Origin of the sequence: Micromonospora noduli, assembly GCF_003264475.1 — a bacterium.
Classification (GTDB): domain Bacteria; phylum Actinomycetota; class Actinomycetes; order Mycobacteriales; family Micromonosporaceae; genus Micromonospora; species Micromonospora noduli.
This window is the reverse complement of sequence record NZ_PYAC01000033.1, coordinates 202,280-222,424: the sequence shown is the minus strand read 5'-3', so window position 1 is coordinate 222,424 and position 20,145 is coordinate 202,280. Positions and strand designations below refer to the sequence as shown.

Genomic DNA, 20,145 nt, shown 5'->3' with positions numbered 1-20,145 from the left:
CGCGACGACAGGCGGCGCTGCACATTCGCATCATGTCCACGTGCCGTCGCCGGATCAGTGCGGGCGAGGGTCGACCGGTGCGGGAGTCCGCGACGTCGGTCGGTGGGGTGGTGCTGAGGATGCGCATGGTTCTCCCGGGTCTGTGCTGACCTGGGTGCCAGGCCACGCTTGCACCGACGTCCTGCCGGTGCCTGGTCTTCACCCGGGGCACCCCACCGCGGAGGAGGGTTGCCGGCCAGCGAGCCGGGGCTTCGCGCTGGCGCTCATGACCTGCGCCGAGGCTAGCAGCAGGAACGGGTGGATCGTCCAGTCGTTATGACCACGCTCACTGTGCGCGACGGACCGTCGACTCGCAGGTCAGCCGGCGTGCACGTGCGGTCGACGGTGCGGGTCGGGCTCCTGGCGGCGCAGGATCTCCCGGGTCACCGAGGCGATGGCGCCCTGTCCGAACGCCAGGTAGCGCAGGAAGTTGCGGGTTGGGCCGCCCTCGGACCACTCGAAGTAGATGTGGGGGCGCCGACGGCTGCGGTCGCGGATCTCCAGCAACAGAGCGGCGAGCGCGGTGGGCACCGACGAGCTGGCCAGGCTGAGCACCGGGAAGCGGTCGTCGGCCACGCTGCCCCGGACCAGCAGCTCCGTCTCGAAGTCGGAGGGGTCGGTGACAGTGACCTCGACGAAGATGACGTCGCCGTCGTCGGGAAAGTCGTTGTCCGCCATGGTCTGGGCCAGCTTGGCGCGGTACTCCGCCTCGTCGCGCCGGTCGGGTTCGTGTGCGATGAGGCGGATCCGTCGTCCGGCGCGTTCGTCGATCATCCGGGCCGCGGCGTGGTCCAGTTCGACATGGTCGACGCGCAGCTCGTAGGCCCGGATCAGCCGGGACAGCACCGACACCAGGATGATCCCGCCGATGAAACAGGCCGCGATCTTGACGCCGCTCGGGCGCTCCACCACGTTCGCCACTGTGGTGTAGACGAAGATCACCGCGACGACTCCGAACGCGATGGTGCGACCGCGCTGACGCTGCCGCTGCGCCGCGAGCGTCACCGCCGTCGCGGCCGAGGTGATCAACACCAGGACCCCGGTGGCGTACGCGCCACCCTGCGCGTCCACGCTGGCCTCGAAAACGATCGTGATCAGGAACGCCACGGCGGTGAAGACCAGCACCAGCGGCCGGACGGCTCGGGCCCAGGTCGGCGCCATGCCGTAGCGGGGCAGGTAGCGCGGCACGAGGTTGAGCAGACCAGCCATCGCCGATGCCCCGGCGAACCAGAGGATTCCGATGGTGGACAGGTCGTAGACGGTGCCGAACACCTCGCCGAGGTGGGCGTGTGCCAGGTAGGCCAGCGCGCGCCCGTTCGCCGGCCCGCCCGGCTGGAAGGCCTCCGGCGGAATGAGCACGGTGGTCGTCACGCTGCTGGTGATCAGGAAGACGCTCATGATCACCGCTGCGGTGGTGAGCAGCCGGCGGGCGCCACGGATCCGGCCCAGCGGTCGTGCCTCCGAGTCCTGCGGGTCACCCCGTACGCTCGGCATGACCGCCACCCCGGTCTCGAAGCCGGACAGGCCCAACGCCAGCTTCGGAAAGACCAACAGCGACAGCCCGACCACCAGCCACGGATCGCCGTGCCCGGTGGTCAGCATGGTGGTCCAGTCGCCGACCGCGCTCGGGTGCGTCGCCACCCGCCACAGCGCGTCGGCCACCACCACCGCGTTCAGCGTCAGGTAGACCGCGACGAGGACGACGGCGATCCCGATGGCCTCGGTGAATCCCTTGAGGAACACCGCGCCCAGCAGCGACACCAGCAGCAGCGTGACCAGCACCTCGTGACCCTTGAGCCCGCTCGGCCAGAACGGGTTCTCGTCGATGTGCGCCGTCGCGTCGGCGGCCGAGAGGGTGATGGTGATGATGAAGTCGGTGGCCGCGAAACCGAGCAGCACCAGCACCAGCAACTTGCCCGGCCAGTAGCTCAGCAGGCGTACCAGCATCGCGATGGAGCCCTCACCGTGCGGGCTCTCCACCGCCACCCGCCGGTAGACCGGCAGCGCCCCCAGCAGGGTCACCAGCACCAGCACCAGGGTCGCCACCGGTGAGAGCGCCCCGGCGGCCAGCGCCGCGATGCCCGGCTGGTAACCCAACGTGGAGAAGTAGTCGACCCCGGTCAGGCACATCACCTTCCACCACGGGTGGTGCCGGTGCTCCGGCGGGCGCCCGTGCGGCCCCGGGTGCTGCACGGCCTGGTCCGAGCCGGCGTCGAGCAGCCACCCCCGCAACCGGCCGCCGCGTCTGTCGACAGTCACCGGCGCGTCCCCCGTCATCCCGCCCACGGTCACCGTGAGTATCCGCCCGACGGGCCGCCCCCGTCCGCCGGTGCGCGGAACCCAGCCGACGCCACGGCGGGTTTCAGGGCCCAGGACAGGGGGGAAGCAGCGCCCCGGGCTGGATGGGACGGCACCGGGGGAGGGGACAGGGCATGGTCGGCGGCCGTCGCTTCCGCCCGGGTGGTGGCTTCGGCCGCCAACTCGACGAGTACGAGACGAGGGTCGGTGTGGCGCCGTCTGCGGAGTCGCCCGCCGCGTCCCACGGCGGCCTGGTGGACAGCGCGGTCTACATCCGGGGGCACCGGTTCGCCTCGCCGTCCGGCCTCGCCGAGACGTACCGCTGCCTCCAGGAGCAGGACGGCGCGATGGCCTGGATCGGGTTGTACCGGCCCGACATCGAGCAGATCACCTCGCTGGCCCGGGAGTTTCGGCTGCACGACCTGGCGGTCGAGGACGCGATCAACGCCCACCAGCGGCCCAAGCTGGAGCGGTACGGGCACACCCTGTTCGTGGTGCTGCGCGCCGCCCGCTACAACGACCTCCGGGAGGAGGTCGAGTTCTCCGAGCTGCACCTGTTCATCGGGCCGGGCTTCGTGGTCACCGTCCGACACGGCGAGGCGCCCGACCTGGCCGCCGTGCGTCGGCGGCTGGAGACCGAGGCGCAGATGCTCGCCCGGGGGCCGGAGGCGGTCCTGTACGCGATCCTCGACCAGGTCGTCGACGGGTACGCGCCGGTGGTGGCCGGACTGGAGAACGACATCGACGAGATCGAGACCCAGGTGTTCGGTGGCGACCCGAACGCCAGCCGCCGCATCTACGGGCTCAGCCGCGAGGTCATCCAGTTCCAGCGGGCCGCCCGCCCGCTGCTCAGCGTGCTCGACGCGCTGGCCGACGGCGCCGGCAGCGCCAGCGCGGACGAGGAGCTACGCCGCTACCTGCGCGACGTGATCGACCACCTGACCCAGGTGGTGGAGCGGGTGGACAGTTTCCGGCACCTGTTGCAGAACATCCTCACCGTCAACGCCACCCTCGTCTCGCAGCAGCAGAACGAGGAGATGCGCAGCCTCACCGCGGCCAGCTACAGCCAGAACGAGGAGCTGAAGAAGGTCTCCTCCTGGGCGGCGATCCTCTTCGCTCCCACGCTCATCGGCACCGTGTACGGCATGAACTTCGTCCACATGCCGGAGCTGAACTGGCGCTTCGGCTACCTCTTCGCGCTGCTGTTGATGCTGCTGGTCTGCGGCACCCTCTATGTGATCTTCAAGCGGCGCGGCTGGCTCTGAGCCGCGCGGCCGGGATCACTCGATGCCGCGCAGGATGTGCCGTTCGTCCTCGACGTCGTCGTCGCCGGCACCGATGCGGCCGAGCAGTACGGCGGCCGCCCAGATCGTCAGTGGCGTGGCCGCCCCGGTCATTCCGCCGCCGGTCCGGTCGTCCCGGGTCTGGCTCCGCTCCGTGCGCGGTGGCCTGCGCTGAGCCTGCATGGGCCCTGCCTCTCCTCGTCGAAGCCGCCGTGGGCGGCGCGGGGTGACCCCGCGCCACACCGGATGGGCGGACCGCCTGTGAGCAGCCCACCACCGGTACGACAGCCACTCGAACCTTCCCACGCCCGGCCGCATCCGCACCGCTTGTTTTCGGGTTTCCGACTGTCGCCCGCCAAACCGGACATTACGCCTCGACGGTCGAGGCGCGGTCAAGGCAGCGGGTGGGCGATGCCGCGTGCGTGATCGGTGAGCGCCGCGCCGACCACTGTCGCGGCCAGCGGCAACACCTCCAGGCAGCGGCGCACCGCGGCGGCCATCAGCGTGTTCGGCACCCGCATGGAGAGCGTGCAGTGCGGCACCCACCGCCCCGGCTGGTAGTGCTCGGCGAGGGCGATGCCGGCGGCGGCGAGCCGGTCGTGCACCAGCCGGTGGTGCGCCAGCAACTCCGGTGTGGGCGCCGGGCCGAGCCAGAGCACCCGACCGACGAACTGGCCGGCGTGCTGGAAGTCGAGCCGCAGCGGGGCGGCCACCACCGTCCCCTGTAGCGCCTCGGCGACCTGCTCCGGGTCAAAACGGGGCGCCACCATGAGCGAGACGTGCGGACGATGGCGCTGCTCCAGCAGCGAGCGCATGCTCTGCACCCCCTCGGCCTCCAGCGCGTCCCAGAGCACCCGGATCCGGCGGGTGGCGTCCGGGTCCAGGTACAACTCCACCGCGGCGACCATTCGATCACCGTAGCCGTCGAGGTTTGCGCGCCCTGGTCCGGCGGTACCTGTTCGGAAACCGACCAGGAAGGCGTACCCGTGGACGTGAGTGACCTGCTGACCGAGGCGTACGACCGGCTGCCCGACCTCGTCCGCGCGGCCGTCGACGGCCTCAGCCCCGAGCAACTGCGCCAGCAGCCCGGGCCGGGCGCCAACTCGGTCGGCTGGCTGGTCTGGCACCTCACCCGGGTGCAGGACCACCACGTCGCCGACCTGCTCGACGCCGAGCAGATCTGGGTGAGCGGCGACTGGGCGGGTCGGTTCGGGCTCGCCGCCGACCCCGACAACACCGGCTACGGGCACTCGCCCGCTCAGGTCGCTGCCGTGCGGCCGGAGAGCGCGCAGGCGCTGATCGACTACTACCAGGCGGTCGCGGCGCGTACCGGAAGCTTGCTGGCCGGCCTGGGACCGGCGGACCTGGACCGCGTGGTCGACGAGGGGTGGGACCCGCCGGTCACCCTCGGCGTCCGGTTGGTCAGCATCGTCGACGACGACCTGCAACACGTGGGCCAGGCCGCCTTCGTCCGCGGCCTCATCCAGGCCGACTGAACGCCGGTCTCACGGCACGATCACCGCCCGGCCCTCCAGGGTCCCGTCGCGCATCTGGCGGTACGCGTCCAGGGCGCCTCCCAGTGCGAAGGTTGTGGTCTTCGGGCGGACCAGGCCCCGGGCACCCAGGTCGAGTACCTCCACCAGCTCGGGGCGGCTGCCCCAGTAGGTGGTCGCGATACTCACCTCGTACGGCACGGAGAAGAACGACACCCCCAGGGTGCCGCCGCCGATCCCCACGATGGTCAGGTCGCCCACGGTGCGGGCCGCCGCCACGCCGAGCGCCAGGGTGGTGTCCGTGCCAACGAAATCCAGCACCACATCGGCGCCCCGCCCTCCGGTGGCGTCCCGGATCTCCTCGGCGGCGGCCGGTCCGGACGTCACGGTGCGGTCGGCGCCGCACTCCTCGGCCAACCGCAGCGCCTCGGCTCGGGTGTCCACGGCGATCACCCGCGCGGCGGTGGTGGCCTTGAGGATCTGCACACCCACATGCCCCAGCCCGCCGACCCCGATCATCACGGCCGTGCTGCCCGGTGGCAGCTTCGGCCAGGAGCGTCGGATGGCGTGGTACGGGGTAAGTCCCGCGTCGGTCAGCGGTGCGGCTTCCGCCGGATCCAAACCCTCCGGAAGAGGCACGACGTGCCGCGCATCCGGGACCAGCTCGAACTCGGCCATTCCGCCGTCCAGTCCGAGCCCGCCGCCGCCGCTCGGTACCGGCGCAGCGGACGGGTTCTCGCAGTACGGGTCGACTCCGACCCGACAACGGGCGCAGGTGCCACAACCCCATGCGCCGAACACAGCGACCGGTTGCCCGACGGAAAGCCCGGTCACACCGTCGCCGAGGGCGTGCACCCAGCCGGCGTTCTCGTGCCCGAGCGTGAAGGGTGGGTTCCAGGGCATCGTGCCCGGCTCGAACTCGTCCATCAGGTGCAGGTCCGAATGGCAGGCGCCGGCACCGCCGATCCGCACCACCACCTGACCCGGCCCGGGCGTCGGGTCGGGAACCTCGACCAACTCCGGCTCCGATTTCCACTCCTTCAACCGCAGCGCGCGCATACCGGTGCTCCCGTCCGTCTCGGCTGAACCACTGGCCTGCCCACCTCGTCCCAGAGCAAACAGGCCGACGCCAGGGCAGATCTGGCACCTCACCCTCTTCGGGTGAGCCGGGCTCACCCCGGCGCGGGTGATCCTGCGGGAAACCGTGGGGAGGGGACCCGATGGGCGCTACGGCGGAGCAGTACCTGCGACAGCTGGACACCGGTCGGCGGCCCGACCTGCCGGAGACCACCGCGGGGACGCTGCGGCTGGATGTCCGTGACGACGGCAGCACCGATCACTGGTACCTGACCATCGCCGATCAACGGGTCCGGGTGACCCGCTCGGCGGACGACGCCGAGCTGGTGGTGCGGGCCGACCGGGCGGTCTTCGACCGGATGGCCCGCGGTGAGCTGCACCCCGGCGCGGGCCTGTTGCGCAACGAGCTGACCGTGCAGGGCAACATGCAACTGCTGATGCTGCTGCGGCGGATCTTCTCCGGGCCGGACGGCGCCCGTCACCCGCACGAGCTGGGCCGGGCCGCGCTGGTTGGCCGGGCCGCGACGACCGCTCGGAATGAGCGGTCGTGAAGCAGGAACTGGTGCACGTCATCGCCGGCAATCTCTTCGCGATCAGCGACGCCCAGGGCGACATCGAGGTCGATCCGCAGGCCCCGCTCGGACTCTTCGCCTACGACACCCGGTTCCTGTCCCACTGGGTGCTCAGGATCGACGGTGAACGGATCAACGCGCTCTCCCGCGACGACCTCACCTACTTCGAGACCCGGTTCTTCCTGGTCCCCGGTGCGGCGAGCCACTACGTCGACGCCGACGTGTCGATCATCAGGCACCGCTCGGTGCACGACTGCTTCCACGAGAACCTCACAGTGCTCAACCACTCGTCGCAGCCCGCCGAGTTCACCGTCCGGGTGGAGATGGCCAGCGACTTCACCGACATCATCGAGGTCGGGCAGCTCCGGCAGCGGGCCGTCGAGGTCAGCGCCGACTCGGCGAACCAGCAACTCGTGCTGCGCTACCAGCGGGACCGGTTCGTCCGGGAGACCACAGTGCGCAGCACCGTCCCCGCCGAGGTGGACGAGCGGGGGATGACGTTCCGGATCCGGATCGCGCCCGACGGCAAGTGGGAGACCGACCTGCACGTCAGCGTGACCATGGGCGGCGAGGACGGCCGGGATCTCCGCGCCGACCTCCAGTCGCACCAGCAGATTGTGCGGACGGGGATGCGCGAGGACCTGGCGCAGTGGCTGGACCGGGCACCGCAGCTGGTGGCCGAACGCAAGGGCCTGGAGGAGCTCTACCAGGGCAGCCTCGCGGACCTGGCGGCGCTGCGCTACAGGCCGCTGTCGTACCGCGAGCGGGTGCCGATCGGTGGTCTGCCGTGGGCGATGGGGTTGTGTGGACGGGACGCCCTGATCACCTGCCTCCAGACGATGGCCTTCACCCCCGAACTGGCTCCCGCGACGCTACGGATGCTGGCGCTCATGCAGGGCGGCCAACTCGACGACTCGCTGGACGAGGAGCCCGGCAAGATCCTGGCCCAGCTCCGGTACGGCGAGACGGGGGCGTTCAGCGACCGGGCGAGCGCGCTGTACTACGGCGCGGCGGACACCACCCCACTCTTCGTCGTACTGCTCGACGAGTACGAGCGCTGGTCCGGTGACGCGGACCTGGTCCGCGAGCTGCGCCACCCGGCCCGGATGGCGCTGGACTGGATCGACGAGTACGGCGACCTGACCGGGGACGGCTACCTGCGCTACCAGCGTCGCAACGAACGCGACGGCACGATCAACCAGTGCTGGAAGGACTCCCCGGACGCCATCGTCGACGCCCACGGTCGGCAACCCGCCTTCCCCCGCGCCACCTGTGAGTTGCAGGGCTACGCGTACGACGCGAAGCGGCGTGGCGCTCGGCTGGCCCGGGAGTTCTGGGGCGACCCCACGTACGCCGACCGGTTGGAACGGGAGGCGGCAGCGCTGAAGGAGCGCTTCAACCGGGACTTCTGGCTGCCACACGGGGAGTACTACGCGTTGGCGCTCGACCCGTACGGCGAACCGGTCGACGCGCTGGCCTCCAACATCGGGCATCTGCTCTGGAGCGGAATCGTCGCGGACGACCGTGCGGAGGCGGTCGCCGAGCACCTGGTCGGGCCGCGACTGTTCAGCGGGTGGGGAGTACGGACGTTCGCCACGGGGCAGCGCGCGTACAACCCGGTGGGCACGCACCTGGGCGCGGTGTGGCCGTCGGACAACGCGCTGATCGCCGCCGGGTTGCGCCGCTACCGCCTCGACGTGCAGGCGGCCCGGATCGCCGACGGCATCTTCGACATGGCGCAGACGCTCGGTGGCGCGACGCCGGGAGTGATCGCCGGGTACGAGCGCGACCTGACGACCTACCCCGTCCAGTTGACGACGAGCTGCCGCCCGCAGGCGTGGTCGTCAGGGGCGTTGCTGATGCTGCTCGGCACCATGCTGGGCCTGCGACCCACCGGCGACAACCTGCTGGTGAACCCGGCGGTGCCGGAGGGGTTCGGTCGGCTGGAACTGCTGGACATCCCGGGCCGTTGGGGTCACTCCGACGCCTACGCGAGAGACCGGAGCACCGAACGCCGGCGCCGCCTGCGCTGAGGCGGTGCGGCAGCGCTCGGCCCGGCGACGGTCGACGTCGGGGTCAGCCCATCGTCTTGGCGCCGTCGATGGACTCCCGCAGGATGTCGGCGTGCCCGGCGTGCTGGGCCGTCTCGGCGATCAGGTGCAGCAGCACCCGGCGGACCGTCCAACTCGCCCCCGGCTCGAACCAGGGCGCCTGCGGCAGCGGGTGCGCCGCGTCCAGGTCGAGGGTGGCGACCAACTCGTCGGTCTGGGCGGCCACCGCCTGGAAGCGCTCGACCAGCCCGGCGAGGGTCTCGCCCGGCAACATCTGGAACTGACCGACCCAGTCGATCTCCTCGCGGCCCATCGCCTCCGCGCCGTCGACGGCGAAGAGCATCCACCGGCGCTCGACGCCGGACACGTGCTTGATGAGGCCACCGAGGCAGAGCCCGCTGACGGTGGGGCGGCTGGCCGCCTGCTCGTCGGTGAGCCCGTCGACCGTCTGCAAGAGGAAAGCGCGGTGCCTGCGCAGGCTCTGCAGGAGGTCGGTGCGCTCACCGGTGAGCTGCTCAGTGCTGGTCATGCCGCCACCCTTCGTTGATGTCCACCCGGTGCCACCGTAGGGCGAGGCACCGACACTTTCGGGCACGACACCAGCTCGACCGAAGAACCGCCAGCGGTTGCCGATCCGCGCCCGTGGCGGTCAACTGAATGACATGGGTGTGATTAAGGTGGGCACGTCGTCCTGGGCGGACCAGTCCCTGCTGCGCTCCGGGTGGTACCCACGCTCGGCCAGCACGCCGGCCCGTCGGCTGGGCTTCTACGCCAGCCAGTTCCCGATGGTCGAGGTGGACACGTCCTACTACGCCATCCCGGTGCCGGAGACGACCCAGGGCTGGGTGGACGCCACACCTGACGACTTCACCTTCGACGTCAAGGCGTTCAGCCTCTTCACCGGTCACCCGACACCGGTCGCCGTGCTGCCCCGGGACCTGCGACCGGCCAGCGGCCCGAGCCGGATCCGCCGCCGGGACCTGCCGGAGCCGGCATACGACGAGCTGTGGGCCCGGTTCCGCGCGGCCCTCGACCCGATCGCGGCGGCCGGCAAGCTCGGTGTGGTGATGTTGCAGTTCCCGCCGTGGCTGGTGCGCAGCCCCGCAGCTGAACGCCGGATCATCGAGCTGGCGCAGCGCTGCCGGCCGTGGCGGGTCGCTGTGGAGCTGCGGCACGGCTCCTGGTTGGACGACGACGTGGCGGCGGACACTCTGGATCTGCTACGCGCCCACGACCTGTCGCTGGTCTGCGTCGACATGCCACAGGGGCACCCGTCGTCGGTGCCACCGATCCTGACCATGACGGCGGAACCGGCGATCGTCCGGTTCCACGGTCACAGCGACGCCTGGGGCGAGGGCGACAAGCAGGAGAAGTTCCGGTACGCGTACGCCGAGAACGAGCTGCGGCACTGGGCCGGACGGCTGGCCGAGTTCGCCGATCTCCCCGACGAACTGCACGTGTTGTTCAACAACTGCTGCGCAGGGCAGGCCCAGCGCGACGCCACCCGGCTGGCGCAACTGCTCGCCGAGACCATGGTCGTCGAGCAGGCCGTCCCGGCGACCGGCTGATCGCGGCACGGGCTGCCCGGCCGGACGCCGGTCCGCTCAGGACCGTCGTCCCCGGCTGCGCAGGGCGTCCTGGGTCGACTCGCCGATGTCCGCGTCGTCGGGGAAGCTCCGGCCGCTGGGGGCGGGATCGGGTGGGGCACCCGGTCCGGCCATCGTCGTACGGGTCGGCTCGACCGAGCCGAAGCCGTGCCGTCCCGCCGGGTCCGACCGGCCCGCCGGAGCACCCGCGCGTCGCTCGCCGCGCCGTCCCTCGGGCACCGCGGTCTCCTCGCTGCCCTCGTCCATCGGTGAGTCGTCGGCCGTGCCCCAGGGCGCGTCGGCGTCGAAGCCGTCGCCGGTACCCCACGGCTTGGTCGCTTCCGGCTCCAGCCGGTCGTTGTCCCCGCTGCGTCCCTTGTGCGCCGTCATGGCCACCCCGCTCGTCGGTCCGCCGCCAGCGGCGGACGATGTGCCGTCCTCGGGCCCGGACCGCCCGCCCGAGCGCGGCGCACGACATGTCGCCGGCACGCCGCCGCGCACGTGGCATCCGTTGTCGCTCCGGTGCGCGCGTAGGGCCGGCCAGCGCCCCGCCGTCGAGGTGGCGGCGGGACGACGACCGGCCCGACGTTCAGCGTCCGGCCATCGCCATCGGCCGCTTGCCGTTGCTCATCCCCGCCATCTTGATCATGGTCTTCGAGGCGCCCTTTATCCCACCGGTGCGACCGAGCATCCCGCGGAACACCTGTCCGGGCTTCTGCTGCTCACCCATGTACGCGGTGACCACGACCAGCGTCCCGGTCAGAGCCGGAATGGCCCACTGGAGCAGCTTCATCTGCCGCTGCGACGAGGCCACACTGGCCGGGGTCTGGTGGTTCGGCTCGGTGGCGCCGCTCACCGACGGCCCGCCGGCCTTCTCCAGCCGCATTCCGACCAACCGGCTGTAGCCGGTGACCGCCAGCGCGCCGATGGTCAACGCCGTCTTGATGGCGCTGGCCCGGCCTACGCCGGACTGGGCCGCCACCCGTGGGCTCTCGGTCACCAGCTCGCCGACGGCGCCGGCCAGGTGGGCGCCGATCGCGGCCGCGTTGACCGGGGTCCACTTGGACCATCCGGCCGAGGCGACCGGGAGTCGCTGGGTCGAGTCGCTGATTTTCGCCGCTGCGCCGTTGACACCGAAGGCACCCATGAGGGAGCCGCCAAACCAGGCCGCCAGGCCCAGATCGTGCATCGAGCGCAGTGCGGTGTGCCGTTCGGACATGTGATCCCCTTCCGCCGTGTCGGGCGGTGCGGCTTACCCGCCGGTCGGGCGGCTAACCCCGCCCCGGGCGGGCCGATCCGCGCCCTGGAGGGCCGCTACCGGACATCCCTGGCGTCGGCGGGTCGATCTGCCCCGAGCAGGAGTCACTCGCCCGGTGGTGGGTAGATCCCGAGCGACGCCGACGAGAGGGGAACGCGATGTCACAGCCGGACGAGAGCCGGGAGAAGACCCCCAAAACAGACGCAGTGCTCATGCACCCCGACAACGACCCACACCGGAACACCGCAGAGGTCGCACCCCGCAAGGAGCACGCCGAGATTCAGGTGGAACGCGACGGTGAACTGGTGCCGCTGGACCAGGACGAGTGAGCCGACCGACCGGTACGGCTCAGCGGGGCGGCAGGTCGCCGACGAAACCGGCGATCCGCCGCGCCAGCGGGATGCTGGCGCGGACCCAGGTGAAGTGGTCCAACGTCGTACCGGCCTGCGCCACTGTGTACCGCTCCCGGGTAACGGGGGCGTCGGCGAGCTTCGCGCAGAGGTGGTCCATGGTCTCGTGCGGGGTGAACTGGTCGTCGTCCACACTGACGGCCAGCACCGGGGTCCGCACCGCGCGGACGGCGGCCTCGGTGTCCGTACCGTCGAGCTGGGGGAATCGGCCGGTTCGCGCGGTGTGGGCCCAGTCGCGGATCACGCCGCGTGCCTGCCGACCGCCGAAGCCCCAGCCCGGCCAGACCCCCAGCAGCGCCGCCGTGGCGGCGATCCCCTGGGTGTAGGGCAGTACGCCGAGGCCGCGCCGGCCCGGGTAGCTCCGCCAGTACGGGATGCCGACCGCCACCAGCGCCAACCCGTCCACCTCGTCGCTGCCGTGCAGGGCGAGGTGCAGCAGCGCGGCCTGCCCGCCGAGCGAGTGCCCGAGGAGCAGTCGGGTGCGTCCGTCCAGACGTGGCTTGAGGGCGGCCAGGACGGCGCCGACGTCGTCGGCCAGTTCGGCGTAACCGTGCCGGTCCGCCCGACTCGGCGCGGGCGTGCTCGCCCCGGTGCCGCGCAGGTCGGCCACGACCACTGCCAGCCCGGCGGCGCGCAGCGCGGCGGCGAAGGGCCGGTAGTACCGGGCCCGGACCCCCATCGCGGGCCAGATCACGACCACCGGCGCGGCCGACACGCCGTCCGGTTCCGGATAGACCTGCACACCCAACCGGCCACCGTCGACGTCGACGTACTCCTGCGCGTACTCCGGGTCCCCGTTCATCGGCCCAGACTACGGCCTGACGTTACCGGCGGGTAGCAGCAGACCTTTGGGGTCCACGACAGCGGTGGGCAGACGTGCCGCGCGCTCGACGGACGCGACGGAGGGCCCCGCCGAACGGCGAAGCCCTCCGAAGGACGCTGCGGTCAGGAGACCGAGATCGCCCCGTTGGTGGCCCGCACGCAGGCCACCGAACGGGCGCTGGTGGAGGCCGCGCCGCTCAGGCACTGGCCGAGCACCTGGTGCCCCGTGGCGTTCGGGTGCCACGACTCCTGGCAGGTCTGGAAGTAGGTGACGCAGGTGTTGGCGATGCGCTGAATGGCGATCTTGTCCTTGCCGGCGAGGCTGGTGACGAAGGTGCCGGTCGCACCGTCCTGAAGCCGGATCGGAGTGGCCAGCGCGCCGCTCGGGCTGCTGGTCTGCTCGCAGAGCCGGGCACCGTTGAAGGCCTGCTGCACGTTCAGGTACACCAGCTCGTCGGCGGGGAACTCGGCGGCCAGAGTGTCCCGGGTGGACTTCACGATGCTGCCCAGGCCCTGGGAGAAGCGGTGCCCCGGCGCCAGGCTGGCCCGGTGGATCGGGCAACCGCCCGCGTACCGCTCGGCACCCAGGTCACGGAACTTGTCCCGGGTGTCGTCCCGGCTGTCCTCCTCGTGGAACTGCGGGTTCAGGTCCAGCGGCAGCGGGTTCGTGTAGTCCTGGAACACCACCCGGTGCTGCCCGTCCGCGTCCACCTGGTCGAGGGTGGTCAGGATCTGGCGTACGGCCGCGGTGGTCTCGGCGGTCGCGGCGCTGAGCTGCGCGGCGGTGGCCAGGTCGGCGTCGCTGCACGGCTTCTGCTCCACCGGCCCGTTCAGGTACGCCCAGAACTCCCACCAGCCGGTCCAGGCGTCGGCGATGAACCGGTTGGCGCACTTCTCCGCGACACTGCCGAAGGTGAACGAGCTGTTGTTGGAGCCGAGGCCGACCAGCACCAGGTCGATGTCCTGGGTCTGCGCGACGGCGCGTAGCTGACTCAGCTGCGAGGCGACCGTACGACCGTTGGTCCGCGCCTGGGAGGCGTTGGCGATGTCGTGTGGCTGACCACCGGAGCAGGCCAGGTTGAACCGGTTCTGGATGCCTGGCAGGTTGGCCTGGTTGAGCGAGGCGTTCGCCGAGCGGTGGCAGAAGAACGCGTTGTTGTTCGCCGCGGTCCAACCGGGGAAGCCCTGGCTGACTCCGTTGACGTCGACGACCGGGGTGTACGCCCCGGCGCCCTCGCCACTGATGAAGCTGTCCCCGAGTGCCACCGCGGCGGTGGGCAACGCGGCGGACGCGGGTGCGGGCAGCGCGACGGCGGTCGACAACGCGGCCATGGCGATCGTTAGTCCCGCGGCGAGCGCGGTACGCCGGAACCTGGGCATGGGGCCCCCAACCATCGAAAGATGAAAGATTCTCTGAGAGCGCGATCAGATCACCCCGGCGCGACAGGCGTCAATGGCCCTTAACAGATTCGTTCGACGAAAGACATGCGCCCGTAGGCATGACGGGCTACCGCGTCGAGATAGGACCCGCGCTCCGGGTTGTCGACCGCCCCTCGGCGTGGAGTCAGCGACCGGCCGGGCGGCCGCGGCGGTGCAACAGGGCCGCGCCCACGGCGTTCAGCCCGACACCCCAGATCAGGAGTACGCACAGCCACTGCACCCACCCCAGCGCGCTCATCTCGCCGGACAGCAGGTTGCGCACGCTGCCGAACGGGGTGAGCCACGGCTGCGCCGGACGGAGCGCGTCCACGGCACCCAGCAGCGCGAACAGCCCCAGCGGCAGGATGATCGTGGCCAGGAACGCCAGCGCCACCGAGCGCAGCAACAGGCCCAGCCCGGTGCCCACCAGGCCGGCGACGACCTGCACCAGCACACTGCCCACCGCGACCGTCAAGGCGAACCGCCACGGCGCGTCGGCGACGTCGGCCGGGGTGAGGGCCAGCGTCGCGGCGCAGATCAGCACGCCGACCACGCCGATGACGACCGCCGGCAGCCCCACCGCGAGCACTGTGGGCAGAACCCGGAGGCCGATGGGCGCCCGGCGCTGGTCGCGTACCAGCAGGATGCCGAAGAGCGGGGTCGCGACCGACATCAGGCTCTGCACGGTGCCCGAGAGTTCGGCGAAGGTCCGGTCGGCGGGATCCGCCGTCGCGACCAGCGCCACGGCGGCCAGCAGCCCGGTCACCAGGGTGCCCACCAGCAGCCACCGCCGGGCCGGCGTGCCGAGGGAGCGCCGCAGCGCGTCGCGAATCGTCTCGTCCACCTCGACCGCCTCCCGATCTCCTCGACCCGGTCCGGCGTGCACCCCGCGCTCAACCGGCCGCGATCATGGCTGAGCGTACCGGTGGCGGTGTCTCTGCGTGGTCCCATGATCACGCGGCGGCTGTTCGTTGGCTCACGTCCGGAGGGGCGCGCGCGGCGGGTCGCGTAGGTCCTCCGGTGGTTGTCCTAGCCTCGGGCTAGGCTCGCTGCGGCGCGCCACGCCGGCTGATGTCGCCGGTGACCGGCAGCACACCGCCGAGACCGGGGAGTACGACCAGTTGACCGCAGAGCCTGACACCCTGTACGGGGCCGATGACCTCACCCACCTTGAGGGGCTGGACGCTGTCCGCAAGCGGCCCGGCATGTACATCGGTTCCACCGACAGCCGTGGCGTGGGTCACCTCGTCAACGAGATCCTCGACAACTCCACCGACGAGGGTGTCGCCGGTTACGCCAGCCACGTCGAGGTGATCCTGCACGCCGACGGCTCGGTGCAGGTCGACGACGACGGCCGCGGCATCCCCACCGACGTGCACGCCAAGTCCGGCATCTCCGGCGTCGAGCTGGTGCTGACCCGGCTGCACGCCGGCGGCAAGTTCGGCGGCTCCGGCTACAAGACCTCCGGCGGTCTGCACGGCGTCGGCGCATCGGCGGTCAACGCGCTGTCCCGCCGCTTCGACGTGACCGTCCGCCGGGCCGGCAAGATCCACGCGATGTCGTTCCGGCACGGCGTCCCGGGCATCTTCGACGGCGACGGGCCGGACGCCCCCTTCACCGCCGGCCCCGGGCTCCAGGTGACCGGTGCCATGAAGCGCGGCCAGCGCACCGGCACCTCGATCCGCTGGTGGCACGACGCCCGCTACTTCGAGACCGGCGCCGCGCTCGACGTCGACGCCGTCCGGATGAAGCTTCGCAACACCGCGTTCCTGGTCCCCGGCGTGACCTACCTGCTGCGCGACCTGACCGGTGAGGCGCCCGCCGAGGAGCGGTTCCACTACCCCAACGGGCTCAGCGACATGGTGGAGTTCCTCGCCCCGGCCGGCGACCGCCCGGTCTCCGGCACCCTGCTGGTCAACGGCGAGGGCACCTACCGGGAGAACGCCGCCGACGCCAACGGCGTCATGCAGTCCAACGTGCAGCGGCGCGCCGAGGTCGAGGTGGCGTTCCGGTGGGGCACCGGTTACGAGCGCACCGTCGAGTGCTTCACCAACACCATCCGGAACGCGCACGGCGGCACCCACCGCAAGGGTTTCGAGCGGGCGCTCGTCCGCGCGCTCGCCGACGCGATCCGCAACACCCGCGGTCTGCTCAAGGCCAAGGAGGAGCCGCCCACCCTGGACGACGTCCTGGAGGGGATGACGGCGGTGGTGCACGTGCGGATCCCCGAGCCGCAGTTCACCTCGCAGACCAAGGACGAGCTCTCCACCACCGGCATCACCAAGGTTCTCCAGTCCCTGGTCGACGCGCACATCAAGGCCTGGCTGGAGGACCGGCGCACCAAGGCCGAGGCGCGCACCGTCCTGCAGAAGATCGTCGACGCAGCCCGGGTGCGACTCACCCAGAAGCAACAGAAGGACGCTGCCCGGCGCAAGACCGCCCTGGAGGGCGCGTCCATGCCGCCGAAGCTTGTCGACTGCCGGGCCACCGGCATCGATCGCAGCGAGTTGTTCATCGTCGAGGGCGACAGCGCATTGGGGACGAGCCGGATGGCCCGTTCCTCGGAATACCAGGCGCTGCTGCCGATCCGCGGCAAGATCCTCAATGTGCAGAAGGCCAACCTCCAGCAGGTTCTGGACAATGCCGAGTGCGCGGCCATCGTGCAGGTCCTCGGCGCCGGCTCGGGGCGCACCTTCGACCTCTCCGCGCTGCGCTACGGCCGTGTGCTGATCATGGCCGACGCCGACGTGGACGGCGCCCACATCCGTACGCTCCTGATCACCCTGTTCGCCCGGTACATGCGGCCGCTGATCGAGGCCGGTCGGCTCTACGCCGCGATGCCGCCCCTGCACAAGATCACCACCAAGGGGCGCAGCCCGCAGACCGTCTACACCTACACGCAGGCCGAGATGGAGACGACGGTCCGCAAGCTGGAGAAGGCCGGCAAGCAAATCGTCACGCCCATCCCACGGTTCAAGGGTCTCGGTGAGATGGACGCCGACGAGTTGTGGGACACCACGATGAACCCGGCCACCCGGGCCGTCCGTCGGATCACCCTCGATGACGTCGACGCCGCCGAACGCATCCTCGAACTGCTGATGGGCGAGAAGGTCGAGCCGCGTCGCAACTGGCTCATCGACTCCGCCGACCGCGTCGACCGGGATGCGATCGACGCATGAGCGCCCGTTCCGTTCCAGTGGAGAGCTGAGTCATGGCACGCCGTAAGGAAAACAAGGTCGACCTCTCCTCGTTCGACCAGGCCGGCGCGCGGGTGTTCGACAACCCGCTGGTCACCGAGGTTTCCGACTCCTACCTGGAGTACGCGTTCTCGGTCATCCACTCCCGAGCCCTGCCCGACGCCCGCGACGGCCTCAAGCCCGTGCACCGCCGCATCCTCTGGTCGATGTACGAGCAGGGCTACCGCCCCGACCGTGGGCACGTGAAGTCTGCCCGAATTGTCGGCGATACAATGGGTAAGTACCATCCGCACGGGGACACGGCGATCTACGACGCCATGGTCCGCCTCGCGCAGGACTTCTCCCTCAACGTGCCGCTCATCGATGGGCATGGAAACTTTGGGTCACCGGACGACGGGCCGGCAGCCTCGCGTTACACCGAGGCGCGGATGTCCCGCGAGGCCATGCTGCTCGTCGGTGAGCTGGGCGAGGACACGGTCGACGTCGAGCCCAACTACGACGGGTCGCTGACCCAGCCGACCGTGCTGCCGGCGGCCTTCCCCAACCTGCTGGTCAACGGCGCGTCCGGGATTGCGGTCGGGATGGCCACCAACATGATCCCGCACAACCTGGCGGAGGTCGTTTCCGCGGCCCGCTGGTTGATCAACCACCCGGACGCCACTCTGGACAAACTCATGGAGTTCGTCCCCGGCCCCGACCTGCCCACCGGTGGGGTGCTGCTCGGGCTGGACGAGGTGCGCCGGGCGTACGAGACCGGGCGTGGCGTGGTGCGGATGCGCGGCAAGGTGGAGATCGGCCCGATCGAGGGCAGCCGGGGCCGTCAGGCGATCACAGTGGTCGAGCTGCCCTACGGCGTCGGTGCGGAGAAGGTCATCGCCGCGATCACCAACGAGGTCACCAAGACCAAGCGGCTGACCGGCATCGCCGACGTCAAGGACCTCACCGACCGGGAGAGCGGCACCCGGCTCGTCGTCGAGTGCAAGGTCGGAGTCAACCCGCAGGCGCTGCTCGCCGACCTCTACCGGCTCACCCCGCTGGAGCAGTCGTTCGGCGTCAACAACCTGGTCCTGGTCGACGGGCAGCCGCGCACGCTGGGCCTCAAGGCGCTGCTGGAGGTCTTCCTGGCCCACCGGTACGAGGTGGTCACCCGGCGCACCTCGTACCGCCGGCGCAAGCGTCAGGAGCGGCTGCACCTGGTCGACGGTCTGCTGATCGCGCTGCTGGACATCGACGAGGTGGTCCGGCTGATCCGGGGCAGCGACGACGCGCAGGCCGCGAAGGACGGGCTGATGAGCCGGTTCGGCCTCTCCGACATCCAGGCCACGTACATCCTGGACACTCCGTTGCGCCGGCTGACCAAGTTCGACCGGATCGAGTTGGAGGCCGAGCAGGAGCGGCTGCGCGCCGAGATCGCCGAGCTGAGCAAGATCCTCGACGACGAGCGGGTGCTCCGGAAGGTGGTCTCCGACGAGCTGGCGGCCGTGGTCAAGCAGTTCGCCACCGAACGTCGTACGACGCTTGTCGACGGTGACCTGAAGGAGGTGCTGGCCGCGTCCGCGCCGGCCGGCCCGCTGGAGGTCGCCGACGACCCGTGCCAGGTGATCCTCTCCGCGACCGGGCTGGTCGCCCGAACCGCTGCCGAGTCGGAGGAGAGCTCCGAGGGGCGCCGACGCAACGGCCGGGTCAAGCACGACACGGTACGCGCCATCGCGCACTCCACCGCCCGTGGTCGGGTGCTGCTGTTGACCAGCGCCGGTCGGGCGTTCAAGGTCGACGTCCTGCCGCTGCCGGTGCTGCCCGAGCAGGCGGGCACCGTGTCACTGCGTGGCGGTATGTCCGCGGCCGAGCTGGTGCCGTTGGCGGCGGGGGAGACCGTCGTCGGCCTGGCCCCGCTGGGCGGGCAGGCGGAGGGCTCACCGGGGCTGGCGTTGGGCACCCGGCAGGGCGCGGTGAAGATCTGCTCGCCGGAGTGGCCGGTGCGCTCCGACGAGTTCGAGGTGATCGGTCTGCGAGACGGTGACGAGGTGGTCGGGGCGACCTGGCTGACCGACGGCACCGAGACGCTGACCTTCGTCACCTCGGAGGCGTCGCTGTTGCGCTTCCCCGCCGGGTTGGTCCGGCCGCAGGGCCTCAAGGGCGGCGGGATGGCCGGCATCAACCTGCCGGCCGGGGCGCGGGTCGCGTTCTTCGGCGCGGTGCGCACCGACGATCCGGGGCACGGCGAGCCGATGGTGGTCACCTCCACCGGCGCGACGGTCAAGGTGACGCCGTTCAAGGCGTACCCGGCGAAGGGTCGGGCGACCGGCGGCGTGCGTGCGCACCGCTTCCTCAAGGGTGAGACGGACGTGGCCGTCGCCTGGGTGGGCCCGCGACCGGTCGGCGCGACCGCCACCGGCGACCCGGTGGAGCTGCCCGCGGCGGACCCACGCCGTGACGGCAGCGGCTTCGCGGTGATGCTCGGCCCGACGGTGGTAGGCCACCTGATCGAACGCGACTGACCCACCCGCGTTGTCGGGCCGTCCCCGGGGCCGGCCCGACACATGCGGCCCGAAGATCGTGCTCGATCCTGGAAGTAGTGGCATCACCGACGCGGTGATGCCACTCGATCCCGGGTCGAGCACGATCATGCGGGGTGGGGTC

The 20,145-nt window shown here is 71.1% G+C and carries 18 protein-coding genes and 1 riboswitch; of the genes, 8 read left to right on the top strand and 10 right to left on the bottom strand.

The annotated features are described in order from the left end of the window. Positions 1–159 precede the first annotated feature (159 nt). A riboswitch (SAM riboswitch) is annotated at positions 160–271 on the bottom strand. Between the two features lie 86 nt (positions 272–357). Then, positions 358–2,316 (bottom strand): amino acid transporter, encoded by a 1,959-nt coding sequence (locus tag MED15_RS25630; protein WP_112737133.1) that lies wholly within the window; start codon positions 2,314–2,316, stop codon positions 358–360. Between the two features lie 155 nt (positions 2,317–2,471). On the opposite strand from MED15_RS25630, the gene corA reads away from it, so the two are divergent. After that, positions 2,472–3,602, top strand: coding sequence for a magnesium/cobalt transporter CorA (corA, locus tag MED15_RS25625; RefSeq protein ID WP_112585481.1), 1,131 nt, complete (start codon positions 2,472–2,474; stop codon positions 3,600–3,602). A gap of 15 nt (positions 3,603–3,617) precedes the next feature. On the opposite strand, the gene MED15_RS33280 is transcribed toward corA, so the two are convergent. After that, complete coding sequence (locus MED15_RS33280) at positions 3,618–3,803, bottom strand: hypothetical protein (protein ID WP_091401337.1); 186 nt, start codon at positions 3,801–3,803, stop codon at positions 3,618–3,620. A 209-nt stretch (positions 3,804–4,012) separates the two neighbouring features. Further along, positions 4,013–4,528 (bottom strand): 2'-5' RNA ligase family protein, encoded by a 516-nt coding sequence (locus tag MED15_RS25620; RefSeq protein WP_112585483.1) that lies wholly within the window; start codon positions 4,526–4,528, stop codon positions 4,013–4,015. Positions 4,529–4,606: 78 nt separating this feature from the next. On the opposite strand from MED15_RS25620, the gene MED15_RS25615 reads away from it, so the two are divergent. Next, positions 4,607–5,116, top strand: coding sequence for a mycothiol transferase (locus tag MED15_RS25615; RefSeq protein WP_112726666.1), 510 nt, complete (start codon positions 4,607–4,609; stop codon positions 5,114–5,116). A 9-nt stretch (positions 5,117–5,125) separates the two neighbouring features. Here MED15_RS25615 and MED15_RS25610 read toward each other — a convergent pair whose 3' ends face one another. After that, positions 5,126–6,172 (bottom strand): NAD(P)-dependent alcohol dehydrogenase, encoded by a 1,047-nt coding sequence (locus MED15_RS25610; protein ID WP_112585486.1) that lies wholly within the window; start codon positions 6,170–6,172, stop codon positions 5,126–5,128. A gap of 161 nt (positions 6,173–6,333) precedes the next feature. Here MED15_RS25610 and MED15_RS25605 point away from each other — a divergent pair, with 161 nt between their 5' ends. Both MED15_RS25605 and MED15_RS25600 read left to right on the top strand, forming a co-directional pair. Beyond that, positions 6,334–6,741, top strand: coding sequence for an SCP2 sterol-binding domain-containing protein (locus MED15_RS25605; RefSeq protein ID WP_112585488.1), 408 nt, complete (start codon positions 6,334–6,336; stop codon positions 6,739–6,741). Next, positions 6,738–8,795, top strand: a complete 2,058-nt coding sequence (locus MED15_RS25600; protein ID WP_112699872.1) for an amylo-alpha-1,6-glucosidase — start codon at positions 6,738–6,740, stop codon at positions 8,793–8,795. The genes MED15_RS25605 and MED15_RS25600 overlap by 4 nt, the downstream gene beginning before the upstream one ends. A 43-nt stretch (positions 8,796–8,838) precedes the next feature. Here MED15_RS25600 and MED15_RS25595 read toward each other — a convergent pair whose 3' ends face one another. Continuing rightward, a complete protein-coding gene (locus MED15_RS25595) occupies positions 8,839–9,342 on the bottom strand; it encodes a DinB family protein (protein WP_112585492.1) in 504 nt (167 codons plus the stop codon). Positions 9,343–9,475: 133 nt separating this feature from the next. Between MED15_RS25595 and MED15_RS25590 the strand changes: the two genes are divergently transcribed. Then, the gene (locus MED15_RS25590; protein ID WP_112585493.1) at positions 9,476–10,381 is read left to right on the top strand and encodes a DUF72 domain-containing protein; all 906 of its coding nucleotides are present in this window, start codon (positions 9,476–9,478) and stop codon (positions 10,379–10,381) included. A gap of 36 nt (positions 10,382–10,417) precedes the next feature. Here the strand turns inward: MED15_RS25590 and MED15_RS25585 are convergent, their stop codons facing one another. Further along, the gene (locus MED15_RS25585; protein ID WP_091401355.1) at positions 10,418–10,789 is read right to left on the bottom strand and encodes a hypothetical protein; all 372 of its coding nucleotides are present in this window, start codon (positions 10,787–10,789) and stop codon (positions 10,418–10,420) included. Between the two features lie 199 nt (positions 10,790–10,988). Then, positions 10,989–11,618 carry a hypothetical protein gene (locus tag MED15_RS25580; RefSeq protein WP_112585495.1) on the bottom strand — a complete coding sequence of 210 codons (630 nt, stop codon included), beginning with the start codon at positions 11,616–11,618 and terminating at the stop codon, positions 10,989–10,991. Between the two features lie 197 nt (positions 11,619–11,815). Here MED15_RS25580 and MED15_RS33625 point away from each other — a divergent pair, with 197 nt between their 5' ends. Then, positions 11,816–11,986, top strand: a complete 171-nt coding sequence (locus MED15_RS33625) for a hypothetical protein (protein ID WP_158629581.1) — start codon at positions 11,816–11,818, stop codon at positions 11,984–11,986. Positions 11,987–12,005: 19 nt separating this feature from the next. Here the strand turns inward: MED15_RS33625 and MED15_RS25575 are convergent, their stop codons facing one another. The 3 genes from MED15_RS25575 to MED15_RS25565 all read right to left on the bottom strand — a co-directional run bounded on the left by MED15_RS25575 (position 12,006) and on the right by MED15_RS25565 (position 15,152). Further along, positions 12,006–12,869, bottom strand: a complete 864-nt coding sequence (locus MED15_RS25575) for an alpha/beta hydrolase family protein (protein WP_112699873.1) — start codon at positions 12,867–12,869, stop codon at positions 12,006–12,008. A 143-nt stretch (positions 12,870–13,012) separates the two neighbouring features. Next, positions 13,013–14,269: an SGNH/GDSL hydrolase family protein gene (locus MED15_RS25570; protein ID WP_112699874.1), complete on the bottom strand. Its 1,257-nt coding sequence runs from the start codon at positions 14,267–14,269 to the stop codon at positions 13,013–13,015. Positions 14,270–14,453: 184 nt separating this feature from the next. Next, positions 14,454–15,152, bottom strand: coding sequence for a hypothetical protein (locus MED15_RS25565; RefSeq protein WP_112726668.1), 699 nt, complete (start codon positions 15,150–15,152; stop codon positions 14,454–14,456). Between the two features lie 277 nt (positions 15,153–15,429). Between MED15_RS25565 and MED15_RS25560 the strand changes: the two genes are divergently transcribed. Then, positions 15,430–17,487 (top strand): DNA gyrase/topoisomerase IV subunit B, encoded by a 2,058-nt coding sequence (locus MED15_RS25560; protein WP_112726669.1) that lies wholly within the window; start codon positions 15,430–15,432, stop codon positions 17,485–17,487. Between the two features lie 32 nt (positions 17,488–17,519). After that, a complete protein-coding gene (locus MED15_RS25555) occupies positions 17,520–20,003 on the top strand; it encodes a DNA gyrase/topoisomerase IV subunit A (RefSeq protein ID WP_112585503.1) in 2,484 nt (827 codons plus the stop codon). The last annotated feature ends 142 nt before the right edge of the window (positions 20,004–20,145 follow it).